This is a genomic window from Streptomyces sp. NPDC030222, from assembly GCF_055573115.1.
In genome coordinates this window covers 24,141-44,801 of sequence record NZ_JBVICA010000013.1, presented here as the reverse complement: position 1 = coordinate 44,801, position 20,661 = coordinate 24,141, and the positions used below count along the sequence as shown (strand labels likewise).

Sequence of the window (20,661 nt, the reverse complement as noted above, 5' to 3'; positions counted from 1 at the left end):
CACCGAAGGGACAACCATGGAAGCCAGGGCTCAGGCGCGGTACATCCGCGTCACGCCCATGAAGGCCCGCCGTGTGGTGGACCTCATCCGTGGCATGGACGCCACGGAGGCCCAGGCGGTCCTGCGTTTCGCTCCGCAGGCCGCGTCTGTGCCGGTCGGCAAGGTGCTGGACAGCGCCATCGCCAACGCCGCGCACAACTACAACCACACGGACGCCTCCTCGCTGTTCATCAGCGAGGCGTACGTCGACGAGGGCCCGACCCTGAAGCGGTTCCGTCCGCGTGCCCAGGGCCGTGCCTACCGGATCCGCAAGCGGACCAGCCACATCACCGTGGTCGTCGCCAGCAAGGAAGGAACCCGGTAATGGGCCAGAAGGTAAACCCGCACGGGTTCCGGCTCGGCATCACCACCGACTTCAAGTCGCGCTGGTACGCCGACAAGCTGTACAAGGACTACGTCAAGGAAGACGTCGCCATCCGTCGGATGATGACGTCCGGCATGGAGCGCGCCGGAATCTCCAAGGTCGAGATCGAGCGCACCCGTGACCGTGTCCGCGTGGACATCCACACCGCCCGCCCGGGCATCGTCATCGGCCGCCGTGGCGCCGAGGCCGACCGCATCCGCGGCGACCTCGAGAAGCTCACCGGCAAGCAGGTCCAGCTGAACATCCTCGAGGTCAAGAACCCCGAGGTCGACGCCCAGCTGGTGGCCCAGGCCGTTGCCGAGCAGCTGTCCTCCCGCGTCTCCTTCCGTCGGGCCATGCGCAAGAGCATGCAGTCCGCCATGAAGGCCGGCGCCAAGGGCATCAAGATCCAGTGCGGTGGCCGTCTCGGCGGTGCCGAGATGTCCCGCTCGGAGTTCTACCGCGAGGGTCGTGTGCCGCTGCACACGCTGCGCGCGAACGTCGAGTACGGCTTCTTCGAGGCCAAGACGACCTTCGGCCGCATCGGCGTGAAGGTCTGGATCTACAAGGGCGACGTCAAGAACATCGCCGAGGTCCGCGCCGAGAACGCCGCTGCCCGTGCCGGCAACCGCCCGGCCCGTGGTGGCGCCGACCGCCCGGCCCGTGGTGGCCGTGGTGGCGAGCGTGGCGGCCGCGGCCGCAAGCCGCAGCAGCAGAGCGCCGCTGCCGAGGCCCCCAAGGCCGAGGCCGCTGCCGCTGCTCCGGCCGAGAGCACCGGAACGGAGGCCTGACCGACATGCTGATCCCTCGTAGGGTCAAGCACCGCAAGCAGCACCACCCGAAGCGCAGTGGTATGTCCAAGGGTGGTACGCAGGTTGCGTTCGGCGAGTACGGCATCCAGGCGCTGACCCCGGCGTACGTGACGAACCGTCAGATCGAGTCCGCTCGTATCGCGATGACCCGTCACATCAAGCGTGGTGGCAAGGTCTGGATCAACATCTACCCGGACCGCCCGCTGACCAAGAAGCCTGCCGAGACCCGCATGGGTTCCGGTAAGGGTTCCCCGGAGTGGTGGGTCGCGAACGTCAAGCCCGGTCGGGTGATGTTCGAACTGTCCTACCCGAACGAGAAGATTGCGCGTGAGGCTCTCACTCGTGCGGCCCACAAGCTGCCGATGAAGTGCCGGATCGTCAAGCGCGAGGCAGGTGAAGCGTGATGTCGGCCGGTACCAAGGCGTCCGAGCTGCGCGAGCTGGGCAACGAGGAGCTTGTCGCCAAGCTCCGCGAGGCCAAGGAAGAGCTGTTCAACCTCCGCTTCCAGGCGGCGACCGGTCAGCTCGAGAACCACGGCCGTCTGAAGGCGGTCCGTAAGGACATCGCCCGGATCTACACCCTGATGCGCGAGCGCGAGCTGGGCATCGAGACGGTGGAGAACGCCTGATGAGCGAGAGCAACGTGACTGAAGAGAAGACCGCTCGCGGTTTCCGCAAGACCCGTGAGGGTCTTGTCGTCAGCGACAAGATGGACAAGACCGTCGTCGTCGCCGTCGAGGACCGTGTCAAGCACGCGCTGTACGGCAAGGTCATCCGCCGTACCAACAAGCTCAAGGCGCACGACGAGCAGAACGCCGCGGGTGTCGGCGACCGCGTCCTCCTCATGGAGACCCGGCCGCTGTCCGCGACGAAGCGCTGGCGCGTCGTCGAGATCCTCGAGAAGGCCAAGTAATTTCCGTCAGGAAATTCACCTAGGCAAGCACATCCCTCCTAGGGGGACTCCCTAGGAACAGTTCCGCCAGGCTCCGCAGGGGCTTCATCCGAAGCCCCTGCGGGGAACCGGCAGACGATCAGGAGATAGACGTGATCCAGCAGGAGTCGCGACTGCGCGTCGCCGACAACACTGGTGCGAAGGAAATCCTTTGCATCCGTGTGCTCGGTGGTTCCGGTCGCCGCTACGCGGGCATCGGTGACGTCATCGTCGCCACCGTCAAGGACGCGATCCCCGGTGGCAACGTGAAGAAGGGCGACGTCGTCAAGGCTGTCGTCGTGCGCACCGTCAAGGAGCGCCGTCGTCCGGACGGCTCGTACATCCGCTTCGACGAGAACGCCGCCGTCATTCTGAAGAACGACGGTGACCCTCGCGGCACCCGCATCTTCGGCCCGGTCGGCCGTGAGCTGCGCGAGAAGAAGTTCATGAAGATCATCTCGCTCGCGCCGGAGGTGCTGTAAGCATGAAGATCAAGAAGGGCGACCTGGTTCAGGTCATCACCGGCAAGGACAAGGGCAAGCAGGGCAAGGTCATCGCGGCCTTCCCCCGCGAGGACCGCGTCCTGGTCGAGGGTGTCAACCGGGTCAAGAAGCACACCAAGGCGAACCAGCCCGGCCGCGCTTCGCAGGCCGGCGGCATCGTGACCGTCGAGGCCCCGATCCACGTGAGCAACGTTCAGCTCGTCGTGGAGAAGGACGGCAAGAAGGTCGTGACCCGCGTCGGTTACCGCTTCGACGAGAACGGCAACAAGATCCGCGTTGCCAAGCGGACGGGTGAGGACATCTGATGGCTACCACCACGACTCCGCGTCTCAAGACGAAGTACCGCGAGGAGATCGTCGGCAAGCTGCGTGACGAGTTCAAGTACGAGAACGTCATGCAGGTTCCGGGTCTCGTCAAGATCGTGGTCAACATGGGTGTGGGCGACGCCGCCCGCGACTCCAAGCTGATCGAGGGCGCGATCCGCGACCTCACCACGATCACCGGCCAGAAGCCGGCCGTCACCAAGGCCCGTAAGTCCATCGCGCAGTTCAAGCTGCGCGAGGGCCAGCCGATCGGTGCCCACGTCACCCTGCGTGGCGACCGCATGTGGGAGTTCCTGGACCGCACCCTGTCGCTCGCGCTGCCGCGCATCCGCGACTTCCGTGGTCTGTCCCCGAAGCAGTTCGACGGTCGGGGCAACTACACCTTCGGTCTCACGGAGCAGGTCATGTTCCACGAGATCGACCAGGACAAGATCGACCGGACGCGGGGCATGGACATCACCGTGGTCACCACGGCGTCCAACGACGACGAGGGCCGCGCCCTCCTTCGTTTCCTCGGCTTCCCGTTCAAGGAGAACTGACCGTGGCGAAGAAGGCTCTGATCGCTAAGGCCGCCCGCAAGCCGAAGTTCGGTGTGCGCGCGTACACCCGCTGCCAGCGCTGCGGCCGGCCGCACTCCGTCTACCGCAAGTTCGGCCTCTGCCGCGTGTGCCTTCGTGAGATGGCTCACCGTGGCGAGCTGCCGGGCGTGACCAAGAGCTCCTGGTAACAGCCCACTTCGGGTTGATACGGGACTCTCGGTAAGCAATGGGGCCGGCAGGTGCCCTCTCCACATGCCGTAGGCTTGTGGGGTTGGGCGTCTGCCGCCCTCGATCGCCCGCGGGCGCTGCCCGCTAGCACAATGAATGCTTACTACGCCGTAGGTCCCCGTGCCGCACCCGTCCCGCCCAAGAGCGGGGAGAGGGATGGCACAGATAGGAAACCCCGGCGAGAGAGGCCGAAGGCCAATTCATGACCATGACTGATCCGATCGCAGACATGCTCACGCGTCTGCGTAACGCGAACTCGGCGTACCACGACTCCGTCGTGATGCCGCACAGCAAGATCAAGTCTCACATCGCGGAGATCCTCCAGCAGGAGGGCTTCATCACGGGCTGGCGTGTCGAGGACGCCGAGGTCGGCAAGAACCTCGTCCTCGAGCTGAAGTTCGGCCCGAACCGCGAGCGCTCCATCGCGGGCATCAAGCGGATCTCGAAGCCCGGCCTCCGGGTCTACGCGAAGTCCACCAACCTGCCGAAGGTGCTCGGCGGCCTCGGCGTGGCGATCATCTCCACGTCGCACGGTCTGCTGACCGACAAGCAGGCGCAGAAGAAGGGCGTGGGTGGGGAAGTCCTCGCCTACGTCTGGTAATCGGGAACGGAGGAAAAGCAATGTCGCGTATCGGCAAGCTCCCCATCCCGGTTCCCGCCGGCGTGGACGTCACCATCGACGGCCGTACGGTCCAGGTGAAGGGCCCCAAGGGCTCCCTGACCCACACCGTTGCCGCGCCGATCGAGATCGTCAAGGGCGAGGACGGCGTTCTGAACGTCACCCGTCCGAATGACGAGCGGCAGAACAAGGCGCTGCACGGCCTGTCCCGCACCCTGGTGGCGAACATGATCACCGGTGTGACCCAGGGATACGTCAAGGCGCTCGAGATCAGCGGTGTCGGTTACCGTGTCGCCGCGAAGGGCTCCGCTCTGGAGTTCTCGCTGGGCTACAGCCACCCGATCCTGGTGGAGGCCCCCGAGGGCATCTCCTTCAAGGTCGAGTCGCCGACCAAGTTCTCGGTCGAGGGCATCGACAAGCAGAAGGTCGGCGAGGTCGCCGCCAACATCCGCAAGCTGCGGAAGCCCGACCCGTACAAGGCCAAGGGCGTCAAGTACGCGGGCGAGGTCATCCGCCGCAAGGTCGGAAAGGCTGGTAAGTAAAGCCATGGCATACGGTGTGAAGATCGCCAAGGGTGACGCCTACAAGGCTGCCGCCAAGAAGCGCCGCCACATCCGCATCCGCAAGAACGTGTCGGGTACGGCCGAGCGTCCGCGCCTCGTCGTGACGCGCTCGAACCGCCACATGGTCGCGCAGGTCATCGACGACCTCAAGGGCCACACCCTGGCGTCGGCGTCGACCCTCGACGTTGCGATCCGTGGTGGCGAGGGCGACAAGTCCGCGCAGGCCAAGCAGGTCGGTGCCCTGGTCGCCGAGCGTGCCAAGGCCGCCGGTGTCGAGGCTGTCGTGTTCGACCGTGGTGGCAACAGGTACGCCGGGCGCATCGCCGCCCTGGCGGACGCCGCCCGCGAAGCCGGGCTCAAGTTCTGAGCCGGTTCCGTAGCTAGCGGAAACAGAGAGAGGTAAATCCAATGGCTGGACCCCAGCGCCGCGGCAGCGGTGCCGGTGGCGGCGAGCGGCGGGACCGGAAGGGCCGTGACGGCGGCGCAGCTGCCGCCGAGAAGACCGCGTACGTTGAGCGCGTCGTCGCGATCAACCGCGTCGCCAAGGTTGTGAAGGGTGGTCGTCGCTTCAGCTTCACCGCGCTGGTCGTGGTGGGCGACGGTGACGGCACCGTGGGTGTCGGTTACGGCAAGGCCAAGGAGGTGCCGGCCGCCATCGCCAAGGGCGTTGAGGAGGCCAAGAAGCACTTCTTCAAGGTCCCCCGTATCCAGGGCACCATCCCGCACCCGATCCAGGGTGAGAAGGCCGCGGGCGTCGTCCTGCTCAAGCCGGCTTCCCCCGGTACCGGTGTTATCGCCGGTGGCCCGGTGCGTGCCGTGCTCGAGTGCGCCGGCGTTCACGACATCCTGTCGAAGTCCCTGGGCTCCGACAACGCGATCAACATCGTGCACGCGACCGTGGAGGCCCTGAAGGGTCTGCAGCGTCCCGAGGAGATCGCGGCCCGCCGCGGTCTGCCGCTCGAGGACGTCGCCCCCGCGGCCCTGCTGCGTGCGCGTGCGGGAGCGGGTGCGTAATGGCCCGTCTCAAGATCACGCAGACGAAGTCGTACATCGGCAGCAAGCAGAACCACCGCGACACCCTGCGCACCCTGGGCCTCAAGCGCCTGGGTGACACGGTCGTCAAGGAGGACCGCCCCGAGTTCCGCGGCATGGTGCACACCGTCCGCCACCTCGTGACGGTCGAGGAGGTCGACTGATCATGGCGGAGCAGAACCCGCTGAAGATCCACAACCTCCGTCCCGCCCCGGGCGCCAAGACCGCCAAGACCCGTGTCGGTCGTGGTGAGGCGTCGAAGGGTAAGACGGCCGGTCGTGGTACCAAGGGCACCAAGGCCCGCTACCAGGTTCCGGAGCGCTTCGAGGGTGGCCAGATGCCGCTGCACATGCGCCTCCCGAAGCTGAAGGGCTTCAAGAACCCGTTCCGCACCGAGTTCCAGGTCGTGAACCTGGACAAGCTGGCCGCGCTCTACCCGCAGGGTGGCGAGGTCACGGTGGCCGACCTGGTCGCCAAGGGTGCCGTTCGTAAGAACCAGCTCGTCAAGGTCCTGGGCCAGGGCGAGATCTCCGTGGCGCTGCAGGTGACGGTCGACGCCGTCTCCGGCTCCGCCAAGGAGAAGATCGCCGCCGCCGGCGGCACCGTCACCGAGCTCGTCTGAGACGAGCCGATGGCTTGAACGCATCGACCGGGGATGCCCTCTCTGAGGGGGCATCCCCGGTTGGTCGTTCCAAGGGGGGCACCGTCGCCGGTAAGGTGGCGTGCACTGTTGCTGCAACACCTGGGGCTTGGCCCCGGGCCGCCTGACCCCGGTCGGGCGGCTTTTGACTGATACGTATTCGTCGAACCTCAAGACCGTCACCTCTGACGCATAGCGCGGGGGTCGCAGGAGGCACCGTGCTCACCGCGTTCGCCCGGGCGTTCAAGACGCCCGACCTGCGCAAGAAGCTGCTCTTCACGCTCGGCATCATCGTGCTGTACCGGCTCGGGTCACAGATCCCGATCCCTGGTGTGAGCTACAAGAACGTCCAGATCTGTGTCGACCAGGCCCAGCAGGGCAACAGCCTTTTCGGCCTGGTGAACATGTTCAGCGGTGGCGCACTGCTGCAGATCACGGTGTTCGCGCTCGGCATCATGCCGTACATCACCGCCAGCATCATCCTGCAGCTGCTGACTGTGGTCATTCCACGGCTTGAAGCCCTCAAGAAGGAGGGCCAGGCGGGTACGGCGAAGATCACGCAGTACACCCGCTACCTGACCGTGGCGCTCGCCATTCTGCAGGGCACCGGCCTGGTGGCCACCGCCCGCACCGGCGCGCTCTTCAGCGGCTGCCCGGTGGCCCGTGAGATCGTCCCCGACCAGTCGATCTTCGTCACCGTCACCATGGTCATCACCATGACCGCCGGTACCGCCGTGGTCATGTGGCTGGGCGAGCTCATCACCGACCGCGGTGTCGGCAACGGCATGTCCATCCTGATGTTCATCTCGATCGCCGCCGGCTTCCCGGGCGCGCTGTGGGCCATCAAGCTCCAGGGCAAGCTCGCCAAGGGCTGGATCGAGTTCGGCACCGTCATCCTGGTGGGCCTCGTCATGGTGGCCCTGGTCGTCTTCGTCGAGCAGGCCCAGCGCCGGATCCCGGTCCAGTACGCGAAGCGCATGATCGGCCGCCGTTCCTACGGCGGTACCTCCACCTACATCCCGCTGAAGGTGAACCAGGCGGGTGTGATTCCCGTCATCTTCGCGTCGTCGCTGCTCTACATCCCGGCGCTCATCGCACAGTTCTCCAGCTCGGACTCTTCCTGGAAGAACTGGATCGCCACGTACTTCACCAAGGGCGACCACCCGTACTACATCACCGCGTACTTCCTCCTGATTGTCTTCTTCGCGTTCTTCTACGTGGCCATCTCGTTCAACCCCGAGGAAGTCGCGGACAACATGAAGAAGTATGGTGGCTTCATCCCGGGCATCCGGGCCGGTCGACCTACTGCCGAGTATCTGAGCTACGTGCTCAACCGGATCACTTGGCCGGGCTCGCTGTATCTGGGTCTGATCGCTCTCGTCCCAACGATGGCGTTGGCAGGGTTCGGCGCGAACCAGAACTTCCCGTTCGGCGGGACGAGCATCCTCATCATCGTGGGTGTGGGTCTGGAGACCGTGAAGCAGATCGAGAGCCAGCTCCAGCAGCGCAATTACGAAGGGTTCCTCCGCTGATGCGAATCGTCCTCGTCGGACCGCCCGGTGCCGGCAAGGGAACGCAGGCTGCGTTCCTCGCCAAGAACCTGGCCATCCCGCACATCTCCACGGGTGACCTCTTCCGGGCGAACATCAGCCAGGGTACGGAGCTCGGCAAGCAGGCCAAGGCGTTCATGGACGCCGGCAACCTGGTGCCGGACGAGGTCACCATCGGGATGGCCAAGGACCGCATGGAGCAGCCGGACGCCGAGGGCGGCTTCCTGCTGGACGGCTTCCCGAGGAACGTCTCGCAGGCCGAGGCGCTGGACGAGATGCTCAAGGCCGAGGGCATGAAGCTGGACGCGGTCCTGGACCTGGAGGTCCCCGAGGACGAGGTCGTCAAGCGGATCGCGGGCCGCCGGATCTGCCGCAACGACAGCGCGCACGTCTTCCATGTGACGTACACCCCGCCGAAGCAGGAGGGCGTCTGCGACGTCTGCGGCGGCGAGCTGTACCAGCGCGACGACGACACCGAGGAGACGGTGCGCCGCCGGCTGGAGGTCTACCACACGCAGACCGAGCCGATCATCGACTACTACCGGAACCAGGGTCTGGTCGTCACGATCTCGGCGCTCGGCAAGGTCGACGAGGTGACCGCGCGCGCCATGTCCGCCCTCAAGGGCGAACAGGCCGCCTGACATACGTATCGAGCGCTACGGCCGCGGTGTCCCGGTGACGCCGCGGCCGTAGTGTTGGGCTTCAAGACTTCAGAGGTGGAAGGCACGCAATGGTTGAGCTGAAGACTCCCGAGCAGATCGCGAAGATGCGCGAGGCGGGGCTGGTCGTCGCCGCCATCCATGCCGCCACTCGTGAGGCGGCCGTTCCCGGGGCCAGCACGAAGGACCTGGACGAGGTCGCCCGCAAGGTGATCGCCGAGCACGGCGCGAAGTCGAACTTCCTGGGCTACGGCGGATTCCCGGCCACGATCTGCACCTCGGTCAACGAGGTCGTGGTCCACGGCATCCCCGACGAGAAGACCGTCCTGAAGGACGGCGACATCATCTCCATCGACTGCGGCGCGATCGTCGACGGCTGGCACGGCGACGCCGCGTACACCGCGTTCGTGGGCAGCGGTCATGCTCCGGAGCTGATCGAGCTCTCCCGGGTGACCGAGGAGTCGATGTGGGCCGGCATCGCGGCGATGAAGAAGGGCAGCCGCCTCGTCGACGTGTCGCGTGCCATCGAGTCCTACATCCGCCGCCAGCCCCGCCCGGCCTCCGGCAAGTACGGGATCATCGAGGAGTACGGCGGGCACGGCATCGGTTCCGAGATGCACATGGACCCGCACCTGCTGAACTACGTGGACAAGCGCCGGCTCCTCGGCCGCCACAACCCGAAGCTGGTCCCCGGCTTCTGCCTGGCCATCGAGCCGATGGTGTCGCTGGGCACCGCACGCACCGAGGTGCTGGAGGACGACTGGACGGTCATCACGACCGACGGTTCCTGGTCCTCGCACTGGGAGCACTCCGTCGCCCTCACCGAGCAGGGTCCGCTGGTCCTGACCGCGCCGGACGGCGGAAAGGCGAAGCTCGCGGAATTCGGTATCACGACCGCTCCGGACCCCCTCGCCTGACCTGCGCTTAACGATCTCCACGACTGGGCAGAGATTCCCGATTCGTCTTTTGGGATGCCCTGACGTAGACTGATGCGTCGGCTCTCGTGTACCCCCATGCTTTGCGCGGCGGGACGGGAGTCGATCAAGGTAGCCGATTCGAAGGGCGAAGCGTGGCCAAGAAGCAAGGTGCCATCGAGATCGAGGGCACTGTCATTGAGTCTCTGCCGAACGCCATGTTCAAGGTGGAGCTTCAGAACGGTCACAAGGTCCTCGCGCACATCAGCGGCAAGATGCGGATGCACTACATCCGTATTCTTCCGGATGACCGGGTCGTGGTGGAGCTCTCCCCGTACGACCTGACGCGTGGGCGGATCGTCTACCGCTACAAGTAGATCTTGCCCGCACCCCCTCCCGTGGGGTGATGGCACTGACCCGGAGAACCTCACATCCCATGAAGGTCAAGCCGAGCGTCAAGAAGATCTGCGACAAGTGCAAGGTGATCCGCCGCCACGGCCGGGTCATGGTCATTTGCGACAACCTGCGCCACAAGCAGCGCCAGGGCTGACGCACGCCGACCTGCACTTCGCAGTTCATTCGCGCGACGCAAGCAATACGTACATACGCAGAGTCCGCCCAGCCCGGAAGGGTCGGCGACACCTCCGGCGGGGGCCGGGGACCCGGACGTACCACTGCTTCCACGGAAGCGGTCGGCGGCCAGGGAACGGCTCTGCGGAAGACCTCCGACAACACACAGGAGCCATTGAATGGCACGCGTTTCCGGTGTTGACATCCCGCGCGAGAAGCGTGTGGAGATCGCACTCACCTACGTCTTCGGTATCGGGCGCACCCGGTCCAAGGAGATCCTCGACGCCACCGGCGTGAACCCGAACACCCGCGTTCGTGACCTGGCCGAAGAGGACCTGGTCAAGATCCGCGAGTACGTGGACGCCAACCTCCGCACCGAGGGTGACCTCCGCCGCGAGATCCAGGCCGACATCCGCCGCAAGGTCGAGATCGGCTGCTACCAGGGTCTGCGCCACCGTCGTGGCCTGCCCGTCCGCGGTCAGCGCACCAGCACCAACGCCCGCACCCGCAAGGGCCCGCGTCGCGCCATCGCCGGCAAGAAGAAGCCGGGCAAGAAGTAGTCCACAGCGGACGACTGTCCAAACGGTCTTCGCTCGTAGGACCGACCACCTCCACGGGAGAATTGCATGCCCCCCAAGGGACGCCAGGGCGCTGCCAAGAAGGTGCGCCGCAAGGAAAAGAAGAACGTCGCTCACGGCCACGCGCACATCAAGAGCACGTTCAACAACACCATCGTTTCGATCACCGACCCGACCGGCAACGTGATCTCCTGGGCCTCCGCCGGCCACGTCGGCTTCAAGGGCTCGCGCAAGTCCACCCCCTTCGCCGCGCAGATGGCCGCCGAGTCGGCCGCCCGCCGCGCGCAGGAGCACGGCATGCGCAAGGTCGACGTCTTCGTCAAGGGTCCCGGCTCCGGCCGTGAGACCGCGATCCGCTCCCTCCAGGCCACCGGCCTCGAGGTCGGTTCGATCCAGGACGTCACCCCCACCCCGCACAACGGCTGCCGTCCGCCGAAGCGCCGCCGCGTCTGACGCACGCCTTCCGGCGGGCGAGCCCTCTGCTGGGGGTGTGGGGGTCGCCCCCCACATGCCGCGGTACGGCTGCCGTCCGCCGAAGCGCCGCCGCGTCCGACGCACGGCCGCTATGGGGATTCGGGCGGTACGGCCCTTCAGGGCCGTGCCGCCCGTACCCTTGCAGAAGAAGAGGGCGTCAAATAGCGGGCGCCCCCGACTGAAGGATCTGATCCACACATGCTGATTGCTCAGCGTCCCTCGCTGACCGAAGAGGTCGTCGACGAGTACCGCTCCCGGTTCGTGATCGAGCCGCTGGAGCCGGGCTTCGGCTACACCCTCGGCAACTCGCTCCGCCGTACGCTCCTCTCCTCGATCCCCGGTGCCGCCGTCACCAGCATCCGGATCGACGGTGTCCTGCACGAGTTCACCACCGTGCCGGGCGTCAAGGAGGACGTCACCGACCTGATCCTGAACATCAAGCAGCTGGTCGTCTCCTCCGAGCACGACGAGCCGGTCGTGATGTACCTGCGCAAGCAGGGCCCGGGTCTGGTCACCGCCGCCGACATCGCCCCGCCGGCCGGCGTCGAGGTCCACAACCCCGACCTGGTCCTGGCCACGCTGAACGGCAAGGGCAAGCTGGAGATGGAGCTGACCGTCGAGCGCGGTCGCGGCTACGTCTCCGCCGTCCAGAACAAGCAGGTGGGCCAGGAGATCGGCCGTATCCCGGTCGACTCCATCTACTCGCCGGTGCTCAAGGTCACCTACAAGGTCGAGGCGACCCGAGTCGAGCAGCGCACCGACTTCGACAAGCTGATCGTCGACGTCGAGACCAAGCAGGCCATGCGCCCGCGTGACGCCATGGCGTCCGCCGGCAAGACCCTGGTCGAGCTGTTCGGTCTGGCCCGCGAGCTCAACATCGACGCCGAGGGCATCGACATGGGCCCGTCCCCGACGGACGCCGCCCTGGCCGCCGACCTTGCGCTGCCGATCGAGGAGCTGGAGCTCACGGTCCGCTCCTACAACTGCCTCAAGCGCGAGGGCATCCACTCCGTGGGTGAGCTCGTCGCCCGCTCCGAGGCCGACCTGCTCGACATCCGCAACTTCGGTGCGAAGTCGATCGACGAGGTCAAGGCGAAGCTGGCCGGCATGGGCCTGGCCCTCAAGGACAGCCCGCCCGGATTCGACCCGACCGCTGCCGCCGACGCCTTCGGCGCCGACGACGACGCGGACGCGGGCTTCGTCGAGACCGAGCAGTACTGATAGCTGCCCGCAGGCGTCCGCCTGCGGGGTCCTGACACCGGTACCTGATACGGCCGGTGCAGATCACAAGGAGAAACACCATGCCGAAGCCCGCCAAGGGTGCCCGTCTGGGCGGCAGCGCCGCGCACGAGAAGCTGCTTCTCGCGAACCTCGCGAAGTCGCTGTTCGAGCACGGCCGCATCACCACGACCGAGGCCAAGGCCCGCCGCCTGCGTCCGGTCGCCGAGCGCCTGATCACCAAGGCGAAGAAGGGCGACATCCACAACCGTCGCCTGGTGCTGCAGACGATCACGGACAAGGGCATCGTCCACACGCTCTTCACCGAGATCGCTCCGCGCTACGCCGAGCGCCCGGGTGGCTACACCCGCATCACCAAGATCGGCAACCGTCGTGGCGACAACGCCCCGATGGCTGTGATCGAGCTGGTCGAGGGTGAGATCGCGAAGAAGGCGACCGTCGCCGAGGCCGAGGCCGCCGCCAAGCGTGCGGTCAAGGAGGCCGAGGAGGCCAAGGCCGAGGAGACCAAGGCCGAGGACGCCGCCGAGGCTCCGGCCGAGGAGCAGAAGGACGCCTGAACCGCGTTCTGAAGGCTGACGGACGGGCCCGTCCCCCGCACGGGGGGCGGGCCCGTTCGGCTTGAGAGGATGGATCGCGTGAGCGATGAGGTGGAGCCCGGTCACGTCCGGGTGCGGCTGGATCTGTCGTACGACGGCAAGGACTTCTCCGGCTGGGCCAAGCAGGCCCGCGGGCAGCGGACCGTGCAGCAGGAGATCGAGGACGCGCTGCGCACCGTGACGCGGTCGTCCGAGACGTACGAGCTGACGGTCGCCGGACGCACCGACGCCGGTGTGCACGCCCGTGGTCAGGTCGCCCACGTCGACCTGCCGGAGACGGTGTGGGCCGAGCATGCGGAGAAGCTGCTGCGGCGGCTCGCCGGCCGGCTGCCGCACGACGTCCGGGTGTGGAGGGTCGCGGAGGCCCCCGCGGGCTTCAACGCGCGCTTCTCCGCCGTCTGGCGGCGCTACGCCTACCGCGTGACCGACCACCACGGCGGGGTCGATCCGCTGCTGCGCGGCCATGTGCTGTGGCACGACTGGCCACTGGACGTCGACGCGATGAACGAGGCCGCGGAGAAGCTTCTCGGCGAGCACGACTTCGCCGCGTACTGCCGCAAGCGCGAGGGTGCGACGACCATCCGTACGCTCCAGCAGCTCAGCTGGGAGCGGGATGCCTCCGGGATCATCACCGCGACCGTGAAGGCCGACGCCTTCTGCCACAACATGGTGCGCTCACTGGTCGGCGCGCTGCTGTTCGTCGGCGACGGACACCGCCCGGCGGACTGGCCGGCGAAGGTGCTGGCGGCGGGCGTACGGGACTCCGCGGTCCATGTCGTACGCCCGCACGGGCTCACGCTGGAGGAGGTCGGCTACCCGGCCGACGAACTGCTCGCCTGGCGCAGCCGCGAGGCCCGGAACAAGCGGACCCTCCCCGCCGGCGGCTGCTGCTGAGCCGGTTCCCGGGCCGTCGGCGCGGCGGCCCGGACGGTCACTGCTGCTGCTGGGCGGCCGCGGAGGCCTGCTGCTGGCCCCGGGCCCAGATCTGACGGAACGTGAACTCGGCCAGGTCGTTGCCGGTCTGGAAGGCTGCCGTGTCGCCCTGGGTGACGCGCTTTCCGTTGGTGAAGCCGGTGTACGTGAAGTACGCGTAGCGGCCCACGCTGTTGGTGGTGCGGCGGCACACGGTGGAGTGGCAGAACTGCGGCACCCCGTTGCCGGACAGCGGCGCGATCGCGCCGTTGGCCTCGGCCTTGGCCCGGCCCGCCAGGTCGGCCTCCTTGAAGACCGCGACGCCGACGGTGACCGCCATGCCGTCCTTGGTGTAGGTGGCGCGGATGACCTCCTGGCAGCCGTTGCGGGTGAGGACCGTGCCGAGGGAACCCTCGGTGGCCGACGCGCAGTTGGTGGTGCGGCTCACCGGGCCCTTGGCGTAGACACGGTCGCCCATCGTCAGCTTCTTGCCGGGGAAGAGGGTGTCCGGGCCGAGCGGGGCCTTGTCCTTCTCGGCGGAGGAGATGAACTCCTTGGGGTCCGGCGGCGGCGGAGGCGCCACGGACGAGAAGGTCGGCGCCGGCTGGCCGCTCTGGCCGGGCAGTTGTTCCGGCGCCGGCAGGTTGCCGGAGGCCGCGGCCGGACCGGGCTTCCCGCCGCTCGCCGACACGATGGCGGTGGCCACGACCGCCACGACGGCCGCGGTGGCGACGGCGCCGCCCGCCATCCACAGTATCTTTCTGCGCTGGGTGCGCGCCTCGGCCTGATCGGCCAGCGCGGCCCAGTCGGGGGTCCCCCCTTGCCCATAGTTCATGCCGCGCATCCTAAGCGCCCCACCGGAAAACGTGTTGGGGCGGACGGGGCGGCCCTGGAGAATGCGGGGCATGGGACATGTAGAGGCGGCGCATCTCGAGTACTACCTGCCGGACGGGCGGGTGCTGCTCGGAGATGTGTCGTTCCGGGTCGGTGAGGGTGCGGTGGTCGCTCTGGTCGGCGCCAACGGCGCCGGCAAGACGACACTGCTGAGGCTGGTCTCGGGGGAGCTCCAGCCGCACGGGGGCACGGTGACGGTCGGCGGCGGTCTCGGTGTGATGCCGCAGTTCGTGGGTTCGGTGCGGGACGACCGTACGGTCCGTGACCTGCTGGTGTCGGTGGCGCAGCCGCGGATCCGGGAGGCGGCGCGGGCGGTGGACGCGGCCGAGCACGCGATCATGACCGTGGACGACGAGAAGGCGCAGTTGCGGTACGCGCAGGCCCTGAGCGACTGGGCGGAGGTGCGCGGGTACGAGGCCGAGACGCTCTGGGACATCTGCACGACGGCCGCGCTCGGCGTCCCGTACGAGAAGGCGCAGTGGCGCGAGGTGCGCACGCTGAGCGGCGGTGAGCAGAAGCGTCTGGTGCTGGAGGCGCTGCTGCGCGGGCCCGACGAGGTGCTGCTGCTGGACGAGCCGGACAACTATCTGGACGTCCCCGGCAAGCGCTGGCTGGAGGAGCGGTTGAAGGAGACCCGCAAGACGGTCCTCTTCGTCTCCCACGACCGGGAACTGCTGGCGCGCGCGGCGGAGAAGATCGTCAGCGTGGAGCCCGGCCCGGCCGGGTCGGACGTGTGGGTGCACGGCGCCGGCTTCGGCACCTTCCACGAGGCACGGCGGGAGCGGTTCGCGCGGTTCGAGGAGCTGAGGCGCCGCTGGGACGAGGAGCACGCGCGGCTGAAGGCGCTGGTGCACCGGCTGCGGCAGCAGGCGGCGATCAGTCCCGACATGGCCTCGCGCTACCGGGCGATGCAGACCCGGTTCCGGAAGTTCGAGGAGGCGGGGCCCCCGCCGGAGCCGCCGCGCGAGCAGGAGATCACCATGCGGCTGCGCGGCGGACGGACCGGTGTGCGGGCGCTGACCTGCGAGAAGCTGGAGCTGACCGGTCTGATGAAGCCGTTCGACCTGGAGGTCTTCTACGGCGAGCGGGTCGCGGTCCTCGGGTCGAACGGTTCCGGCAAGTCGCATTTCCTGCGGCTCCTGGCGGGCGAGGAGGTGGCCCACACCGGCGCGTGGAAGCTGGGCGCGCGGGTCGTCCCCGGGCACTTCGCGCAGACCCATGCCCATCCGGAGCTGGCCGGTCGCACGCTGGTCGACATCCTGTGGAAGGAGCACGCCAAGGACCGCGGCGGTGCCATGTCGGTGCTGCGCCGCTACGAGCTGGAGCGGCAGGGCGACCAGTCGTTCGACAAGCTGTCCGGCGGGCAGCAGGCGCGTTTCCAGATCCTCCTGCTGGAGCTGGCCGGTACGACGGCCCTCCTGCTGGACGAGCCGACGGACAACCTGGACCTGGAGTCGGCGGAGGCCCTCCAGGAGGGGCTGGAGTCGTACGAGGGCACGGTGCTGGCGGTCACCCACGACCGCTGGTTCGCCCGTGCCTTCGACCGTTGTCTGGTCTTCGGTTCCGACGGAGTGGTGCGGGAGACGGCGGAGCCGGTGTGGGACGAACGGCGGGTGGAACGGGTGCGTTGAGACGGTCCGTGACCGGCGGCGGGTCATACGGGCGTGGCGGTGGGGCACGCCCCTAGCATCTGCGCATGAAAACGGCCAAAGCGAACGAAACGTCACCGGTTGTGGAGTGGTTGCTGCAGCCCGCATCCTGGGTCTGCCGGGCCACGGCCGGTGTGCTGCTGATCGTCGTCCCCCTTGATGCGGTGAGGAAGCCCTGGGCGGGTTTCGACAACGCCTTCGTGGTGCAGGCCGGGCAGGCGCTGCTGGACGGCAGGTCGCCGTACGCCGACGAGCGGTTCCTCTATCTGCCGAGTGCGGCCATCGCCGCCGTGCCGGAGGCGCTGCTGCCGCAGGAGGTGCTGCGCTGGCTGGTGCCGGAGGTGGTGCTGATCCTGCTGCTGGCGGGCTGGTGGTGCTCGCTGCGGATCTTCTCGGTGCCGGTGGGCAGCCGGTTCGCCGCGCTCGGTGCGGGCGGGCTGGCGCTGTGCTTCGCGCCGTTCGCCCATCTGGTGATGCTCGGCAACTGGACGGCCGTGTCGGCGGCGGCGCTGCCGCTCGCGCTGCTGCTCGCGCACCGGTCCCGGTGGGTGGGAGCGGGGGTGGTCATCGGGGCGGCCGTCGCCCTGAAGCCGATGCTCGTGCCGGTGCTGGTGGTGTTCGTGCTGGCCCGGCAGTGGAAGGCGCTCGCGGCGGCGGTGCTGCTTCCGCTGGGGGCCTCGGCCGCAGGGGCGCTGCTGATGCCGGACCCAGGCCTCTTCCTGACCCGTACGCTGCCGTTCCTGCTGCGCGGCCAGGACGAGATGGCGATGCTGTGGGACGCCTCTCCGGTCGCGGTGCTGCCGCGGCTGGGGGTGCCGGAGCCGGTGGCCTTCCTGGTGGCGGTGGGTGCCGCCTGGCTCGGTCTGTGGTGCGCCTGGCGGCGCTGGCGGCAGGACGACCCGGGGCCGCTGCGGCTCGTGGAGACCGCCACGATGCTGATGCTCGCCACGTTCCTGGTGTCGCGGCCGTCCTTCGAGCACTATCTGCTGGTGGTGCTGCCGCTGCTGCTGGCCTCCGCCGCGGTGCCGGGCTCGGCGCCCCGGACGCCGTGGTTCTGGATCGCGCTGGTGCCGCAGGTGGGCGGTTTCCAGTGGCCGTACGTGTCCGAGGTGGACAACCGGCGGGCGTTCAAGGACTCGGCCGCCCTGTGCGGTCTGGCCGCCACGCTGATGTGGTGCTGCCTGCGCCGGCCTGCGCCCGGCACGGCGGAAACGGAACGTGTGGAGGTGCCCGAGCCGGCCGCAGCGCCGGGCGAGGACCTCGTTTTGACCCGTCCGGGGCACGGCGGGTAAGCTGCTGGTTCGTTATGCGTATTGGCTTGCTCAATCTCACGAGAGTGGCTTCTACGCCGGCTCACCGGGCCGATGACCAGCGGTAGGCACTCGGGTTGCGTCCCCGACGTGCGACCAGGGCTGTCGTGATCGTCCGTGGTGGCCTTGTCAGGACCCGTCTCCTGGGCCTCGCGGCCCCAGGAGATACCCACCACTGAAGAAGCGAAGGCTACGACCGTGCGTACGTACAGCCCCAAGCCCGGCGATGTCACCCGCCAGTGGCACGTCATCGACGCCCAGGATGTCGTCCTGGGTCGTCTGGCGACCACTGCCGCCACCCTTCTGCGGGGCAAGCACAAGCCGATCTACGCGCCGCACGTTGACGCTGGTGACTTCGTCATCATCATCAACGCCGACAAGGTGCACCTGTCCGGCAACAAGCGGACCCAGAAGATGGCGTACCGCCACTCCGGCTACCCGGGTGGTCTGCGTTCCGTCCGCTACGACGACCTTCTCGCGAACAACCCCGAGAAGGCCGTGGAGAAGGCCGTCAAGGGCATGCTCCCGAAGAACTCCCTGGGCCGTCAGATGCTCTCGAAGCTGAAGGTCTACTCGGGCGACCAGCACCCGCACGCTGCCCAGCAGCCGGTGCCGTTCGAGATCACCCAGGTCGCGCAGTAAGTCCGGCCACCCCCTAAGACTGAAGAGAATCTGAGGAGAATCGTGGCCGACGAGACCACTTTCGACGTCGCCGAGGGCGAGGAGACCTACGCCGAGGTCACCACCTTCGAGTCCGAGGCCCCCGTCGAGGGCGAGTACACCACCGAGTCGATGGCGTCCCGCTTCGGCGAGCCGCAGCCTGCGGCCGGCCTGGGCCGTCGCAAGAACGCCATTGCCCGTGTCCGGATCGTTCCGGGCTCCGGCAAGTGGAAGATCAACGGTCGCACCCTTGAGGACTACTTCCCCAACAAGGTGCACCAGCAGGAAGTCAACGAGCCGTTCAAGGTCCTGGAGCTGGACGGTCGTTACGACGTCATCGCCCGCATCGCGGGTGGCGGTGTCTCCGGCCAGGCCGGTGCCCTGCGCCTGGGCGTCGCCCGTGCGCTGAACGAGGCGGACGTGGACAACAACCGCGGCCCGCTGAAGAAGGCCGGCTTCCTGAAGCGTGACGACCGTGCGGTCGAGCGCAAGAAGGCCGGTCTGAAGAAGGCGCGCAAGGCGCCGCAGTACAGCAAGCGCTAATCCGCCTGCTTGCCATCACGGCATACGTTCGCCCCGGCGGCACACCACGTGCCGCCGGGGCGCCCGTTTAGGGCCAGTGCCGGGCGTCGCAAGGGGGCGCCCGGTGGATCGCAATGGAGGACAGCAGTGGGACGACTCTTCGGCACGGACGGTGTGCGCGGTGTCGCGAACGCGGATCTCACGGCGGAGCTCGCGCTCGGCCTGTCGGTCGCCGCGGCACATGTGCTCGCCGAGGCGGGCACCTTCGAGGGCCATCGGCCGAAGGCGGTGGTCGGCCGCGACCCCCGTGCGTCCGGGGAGTTCCTGGAGGCCGCCGTCGTGGCGGGCCTCGCCAGTGCGGGTGTCGACGTCCTCCGTGTCGGTGTGCTGCCCACCCCGGCCGTCGCGTACCTGACCGGTGCGCTGGGCGCCGACCTCGGCGTGATGCTCTCCGCGAGCCACAACGCCATGCCGGACAACGGCATCAAGTTCTTCGCGCGCGGCGGCCACAAGCTGGCCGACGAGCTGGAGGACCGCATCGAGACCGTGTACGAGGAGCACCGCACCGGTGCCCCCTGGAACCGCCCGACCGGTGCGGGCGTCGGCCGGGTCACGGACTACGACGAGGGCTTCGACAAATACGTCGCACACCTCATCGGTGTGCTGCCGAACCGGCTCGACGGTCTGAAGATCGTCCTCGACGAGGCGCACGGCGCCGCCGCCCGGGTCTCCCCGGAGGCGTTCGCGCGGGCCGGCGCCGAGGTCGTCACGATCGGCGCCGAGCCGGACGGCCTGAACATCAACGACGGCTGCGGCTCCACCCACCTGGACCTGCTGAAGGCCGCCGTGGTCGAGCACGGCGCGGCCCTGGGCGTCGCGCACGACGGTGACGCCGACCGCTGCCTCGCCGTGGACGCCGAGGGCAACGAGATCGACGGCGACCAGATCCTCGCGGTGCTGGCGCTCGCCCTGCGCGAGGCCGGCCGGCTCCGCAACGACACCGTCGTCGCCACGGTCATGTCCAACCTCGGCTTCAAGATCGCCATGGAGCGCGAAGGGATCGAGCTGGTCCAGACCGCGGTCGGCGACCGGTACGTCCTGGAGTCGATGAAGGAGCACGGTTACGCGCTCGGCGGCGAGCAGTCCGGCCACGTGATCGTCCTCGACCACGCGACGACCGGCGACGGCACCCTCACCGGTCTGATGCTGGCGGCCCGCGTCGCCGCCACCGGACGTTCGCTGGCCGACCTGGTGTCCGTCATGGAGCGTCTGCCGCAAGTCCTGATCAACGTCCCGGACGTCGACAAGTCCCGTGTCTCCACGTCGGCCGAGCTGTCCGCGGCGGTCGCCGACGCCGAGCGCGAGCTCGGCGCCACCGGCCGCGTCCTGCTCCGCCCCTCCGGCACGGAACCGCTGGTCCGCGTCATGGTCGAGGCGGCCGACATCGAGCAGGCCCGCGCGGTCGCTGGCCGGCTCGCGGACGCGGTGAAGTCCGCGCTCGGCTGACCGGGAACCGCGCGGGGAGCCGTTCGGGGGAACGGC

At 68.1% G+C, this 20,661-nt stretch carries 31 protein-coding genes; 30 read left to right on the top strand and 1 reads right to left on the bottom strand.

Features of this window, described 5'->3' with window-relative positions; all coding sequences use genetic code 11:
• The first annotated feature begins 16 nt into the window (after positions 1 to 16).
• The 25 genes from rplV to truA all read left to right on the top strand — a co-directional run bounded on the left by rplV (position 17) and on the right by truA (position 14,066).
• On the top strand, positions 17 to 364 hold the full coding sequence (gene rplV / locus ACZ4Z5_RS19745; protein WP_468264432.1) for a 50S ribosomal protein L22: 348 nt from the start codon (positions 17 to 19) through the stop codon (positions 362 to 364).
• Entirely contained in the window at positions 364 to 1,194 is an 831-nt protein-coding gene (gene rpsC, locus ACZ4Z5_RS19740; RefSeq protein WP_468264430.1) for a 30S ribosomal protein S3, read from the top strand. The genes rplV and rpsC overlap by 1 nt, the downstream gene beginning before the upstream one ends.
• Positions 1,195 to 1,199: 5 nt before the next feature.
• Positions 1,200 to 1,619, top strand: coding sequence for a 50S ribosomal protein L16 (rplP, locus tag ACZ4Z5_RS19735; RefSeq protein ID WP_468264428.1), 420 nt, complete (start codon positions 1,200 to 1,202; stop codon positions 1,617 to 1,619).
• Complete coding sequence (rpmC, locus tag ACZ4Z5_RS19730) at positions 1,619 to 1,843, top strand: 50S ribosomal protein L29 (RefSeq protein ID WP_030759371.1); 225 nt, start codon at positions 1,619 to 1,621, stop codon at positions 1,841 to 1,843. Before rplP ends, rpmC begins: the two co-directional genes overlap by 1 nt.
• Positions 1,843 to 2,127 carry a 30S ribosomal protein S17 gene (rpsQ, locus tag ACZ4Z5_RS19725; RefSeq protein ID WP_067283945.1) on the top strand — a complete coding sequence of 95 codons (285 nt, stop codon included), beginning with the start codon at positions 1,843 to 1,845 and terminating at the stop codon, positions 2,125 to 2,127. Before rpmC ends, rpsQ begins: the two co-directional genes overlap by 1 nt.
• A gap of 131 nt (positions 2,128 to 2,258) precedes the next feature.
• Positions 2,259 to 2,627, top strand: coding sequence for a 50S ribosomal protein L14 (rplN, locus tag ACZ4Z5_RS19720; protein ID WP_055718836.1), 369 nt, complete (start codon positions 2,259 to 2,261; stop codon positions 2,625 to 2,627).
• Between the two features lie 2 nt (positions 2,628 to 2,629).
• Positions 2,630 to 2,953, top strand: coding sequence for a 50S ribosomal protein L24 (gene rplX / locus ACZ4Z5_RS19715; protein WP_023587023.1), 324 nt, complete (start codon positions 2,630 to 2,632; stop codon positions 2,951 to 2,953).
• Complete coding sequence (gene rplE, locus ACZ4Z5_RS19710; protein WP_468264425.1) at positions 2,953 to 3,510, top strand: 50S ribosomal protein L5; 558 nt, start codon at positions 2,953 to 2,955, stop codon at positions 3,508 to 3,510. The genes rplX and rplE overlap by 1 nt, the downstream gene beginning before the upstream one ends.
• Positions 3,511 to 3,512: 2 nt before the next feature.
• Positions 3,513 to 3,698: a type Z 30S ribosomal protein S14 gene (locus tag ACZ4Z5_RS19705; protein ID WP_003956452.1), complete on the top strand. Its 186-nt coding sequence runs from the start codon at positions 3,513 to 3,515 to the stop codon at positions 3,696 to 3,698.
• Between the two features lie 242 nt (positions 3,699 to 3,940).
• Entirely contained in the window at positions 3,941 to 4,339 is a 399-nt protein-coding gene (rpsH, locus tag ACZ4Z5_RS19700) for a 30S ribosomal protein S8 (RefSeq protein ID WP_345039145.1), read from the top strand.
• A 20-nt stretch (positions 4,340 to 4,359) separates the two neighbouring features.
• On the top strand, positions 4,360 to 4,899 hold the full coding sequence (gene rplF, locus ACZ4Z5_RS19695; RefSeq protein WP_468264423.1) for a 50S ribosomal protein L6: 540 nt from the start codon (positions 4,360 to 4,362) through the stop codon (positions 4,897 to 4,899).
• 4 nt (positions 4,900 to 4,903) lie between these two features.
• Positions 4,904 to 5,287, top strand: coding sequence for a 50S ribosomal protein L18 (gene rplR / locus ACZ4Z5_RS19690; RefSeq protein WP_468264421.1), 384 nt, complete (start codon positions 4,904 to 4,906; stop codon positions 5,285 to 5,287).
• Positions 5,288 to 5,328: 41 nt separating this feature from the next.
• On the top strand, positions 5,329 to 5,934 hold the full coding sequence (gene rpsE / locus ACZ4Z5_RS19685) for a 30S ribosomal protein S5 (RefSeq protein ID WP_030201551.1): 606 nt from the start codon (positions 5,329 to 5,331) through the stop codon (positions 5,932 to 5,934).
• Positions 5,934 to 6,116, top strand: coding sequence for a 50S ribosomal protein L30 (rpmD, locus tag ACZ4Z5_RS19680; protein ID WP_468264419.1), 183 nt, complete (start codon positions 5,934 to 5,936; stop codon positions 6,114 to 6,116). The genes rpsE and rpmD overlap by 1 nt, the downstream gene beginning before the upstream one ends.
• Positions 6,117 to 6,118: 2 nt before the next feature.
• A complete protein-coding gene (gene rplO, locus ACZ4Z5_RS19675) occupies positions 6,119 to 6,574 on the top strand; it encodes a 50S ribosomal protein L15 (RefSeq protein ID WP_468264417.1) in 456 nt (151 codons plus the stop codon).
• A gap of 236 nt (positions 6,575 to 6,810) precedes the next feature.
• Positions 6,811 to 8,124, top strand: a complete 1,314-nt coding sequence (gene secY / locus ACZ4Z5_RS19670) for a preprotein translocase subunit SecY (RefSeq protein ID WP_468264415.1) — start codon at positions 6,811 to 6,813, stop codon at positions 8,122 to 8,124.
• Positions 8,124 to 8,783 (top strand): adenylate kinase, encoded by a 660-nt coding sequence (locus ACZ4Z5_RS19665; protein ID WP_468264413.1) that lies wholly within the window; start codon positions 8,124 to 8,126, stop codon positions 8,781 to 8,783. The genes secY and ACZ4Z5_RS19665 overlap by 1 nt, the downstream gene beginning before the upstream one ends.
• A gap of 89 nt (positions 8,784 to 8,872) precedes the next feature.
• Complete coding sequence (map, locus tag ACZ4Z5_RS19660; RefSeq protein WP_468264411.1) at positions 8,873 to 9,718, top strand: type I methionyl aminopeptidase; 846 nt, start codon at positions 8,873 to 8,875, stop codon at positions 9,716 to 9,718.
• 152 nt (positions 9,719 to 9,870) lie between these two features.
• Positions 9,871 to 10,092, top strand: coding sequence for a translation initiation factor IF-1 (infA, locus tag ACZ4Z5_RS19655; protein ID WP_003956442.1), 222 nt, complete (start codon positions 9,871 to 9,873; stop codon positions 10,090 to 10,092).
• Positions 10,093 to 10,151: 59 nt separating this feature from the next.
• Entirely contained in the window at positions 10,152 to 10,265 is a 114-nt protein-coding gene (gene rpmJ / locus ACZ4Z5_RS19650; protein ID WP_003956441.1) for a 50S ribosomal protein L36, read from the top strand.
• 199 nt (positions 10,266 to 10,464) lie between these two features.
• Entirely contained in the window at positions 10,465 to 10,845 is a 381-nt protein-coding gene (gene rpsM, locus ACZ4Z5_RS19645; RefSeq protein ID WP_468264409.1) for a 30S ribosomal protein S13, read from the top strand.
• 66 nt (positions 10,846 to 10,911) lie between these two features.
• Positions 10,912 to 11,316, top strand: a complete 405-nt coding sequence (gene rpsK, locus ACZ4Z5_RS19640) for a 30S ribosomal protein S11 (protein ID WP_003948617.1) — start codon at positions 10,912 to 10,914, stop codon at positions 11,314 to 11,316.
• A gap of 219 nt (positions 11,317 to 11,535) precedes the next feature.
• On the top strand, positions 11,536 to 12,558 hold the full coding sequence (locus ACZ4Z5_RS19635; RefSeq protein WP_003956430.1) for a DNA-directed RNA polymerase subunit alpha: 1,023 nt from the start codon (positions 11,536 to 11,538) through the stop codon (positions 12,556 to 12,558).
• Between the two features lie 80 nt (positions 12,559 to 12,638).
• Positions 12,639 to 13,133: a 50S ribosomal protein L17 gene (rplQ, locus tag ACZ4Z5_RS19630; RefSeq protein ID WP_468264407.1), complete on the top strand. Its 495-nt coding sequence runs from the start codon at positions 12,639 to 12,641 to the stop codon at positions 13,131 to 13,133.
• Positions 13,134 to 13,211: 78 nt separating this feature from the next.
• Complete coding sequence (gene truA / locus ACZ4Z5_RS19625) at positions 13,212 to 14,066, top strand: tRNA pseudouridine(38-40) synthase TruA (protein ID WP_468264405.1); 855 nt, start codon at positions 13,212 to 13,214, stop codon at positions 14,064 to 14,066.
• Positions 14,067 to 14,103: 37 nt separating this feature from the next.
• On the opposite strand, the gene ACZ4Z5_RS19620 is transcribed toward truA, so the two are convergent.
• Positions 14,104 to 14,919, bottom strand: a complete 816-nt coding sequence (locus tag ACZ4Z5_RS19620) for a hypothetical protein (protein WP_468264403.1) — start codon at positions 14,917 to 14,919, stop codon at positions 14,104 to 14,106.
• A gap of 70 nt (positions 14,920 to 14,989) precedes the next feature.
• Between ACZ4Z5_RS19620 and ACZ4Z5_RS19615 the strand changes: the two genes are divergently transcribed.
• The 5 genes from ACZ4Z5_RS19615 (at position 14,990) to glmM (ending at position 20,625) form a co-directional block, all read left to right on the top strand.
• Positions 14,990 to 16,609: an ATP-binding cassette domain-containing protein gene (locus ACZ4Z5_RS19615; RefSeq protein WP_468264401.1), complete on the top strand. Its 1,620-nt coding sequence runs from the start codon at positions 14,990 to 14,992 to the stop codon at positions 16,607 to 16,609.
• A 65-nt stretch (positions 16,610 to 16,674) separates the two neighbouring features.
• A complete protein-coding gene (locus tag ACZ4Z5_RS19610) occupies positions 16,675 to 17,919 on the top strand; it encodes a glycosyltransferase family 87 protein (protein WP_468264399.1) in 1,245 nt (414 codons plus the stop codon).
• Positions 17,920 to 18,135: 216 nt separating this feature from the next.
• Complete coding sequence (gene rplM, locus ACZ4Z5_RS19605) at positions 18,136 to 18,579, top strand: 50S ribosomal protein L13 (RefSeq protein ID WP_310765027.1); 444 nt, start codon at positions 18,136 to 18,138, stop codon at positions 18,577 to 18,579.
• A gap of 42 nt (positions 18,580 to 18,621) precedes the next feature.
• Positions 18,622 to 19,140, top strand: a complete 519-nt coding sequence (rpsI, locus tag ACZ4Z5_RS19600; RefSeq protein WP_468264397.1) for a 30S ribosomal protein S9 — start codon at positions 18,622 to 18,624, stop codon at positions 19,138 to 19,140.
• A gap of 126 nt (positions 19,141 to 19,266) precedes the next feature.
• Positions 19,267 to 20,625, top strand: a complete 1,359-nt coding sequence (gene glmM / locus ACZ4Z5_RS19595; protein ID WP_468264395.1) for a phosphoglucosamine mutase — start codon at positions 19,267 to 19,269, stop codon at positions 20,623 to 20,625.
• Positions 20,626 to 20,661 lie beyond the last annotated feature (36 nt).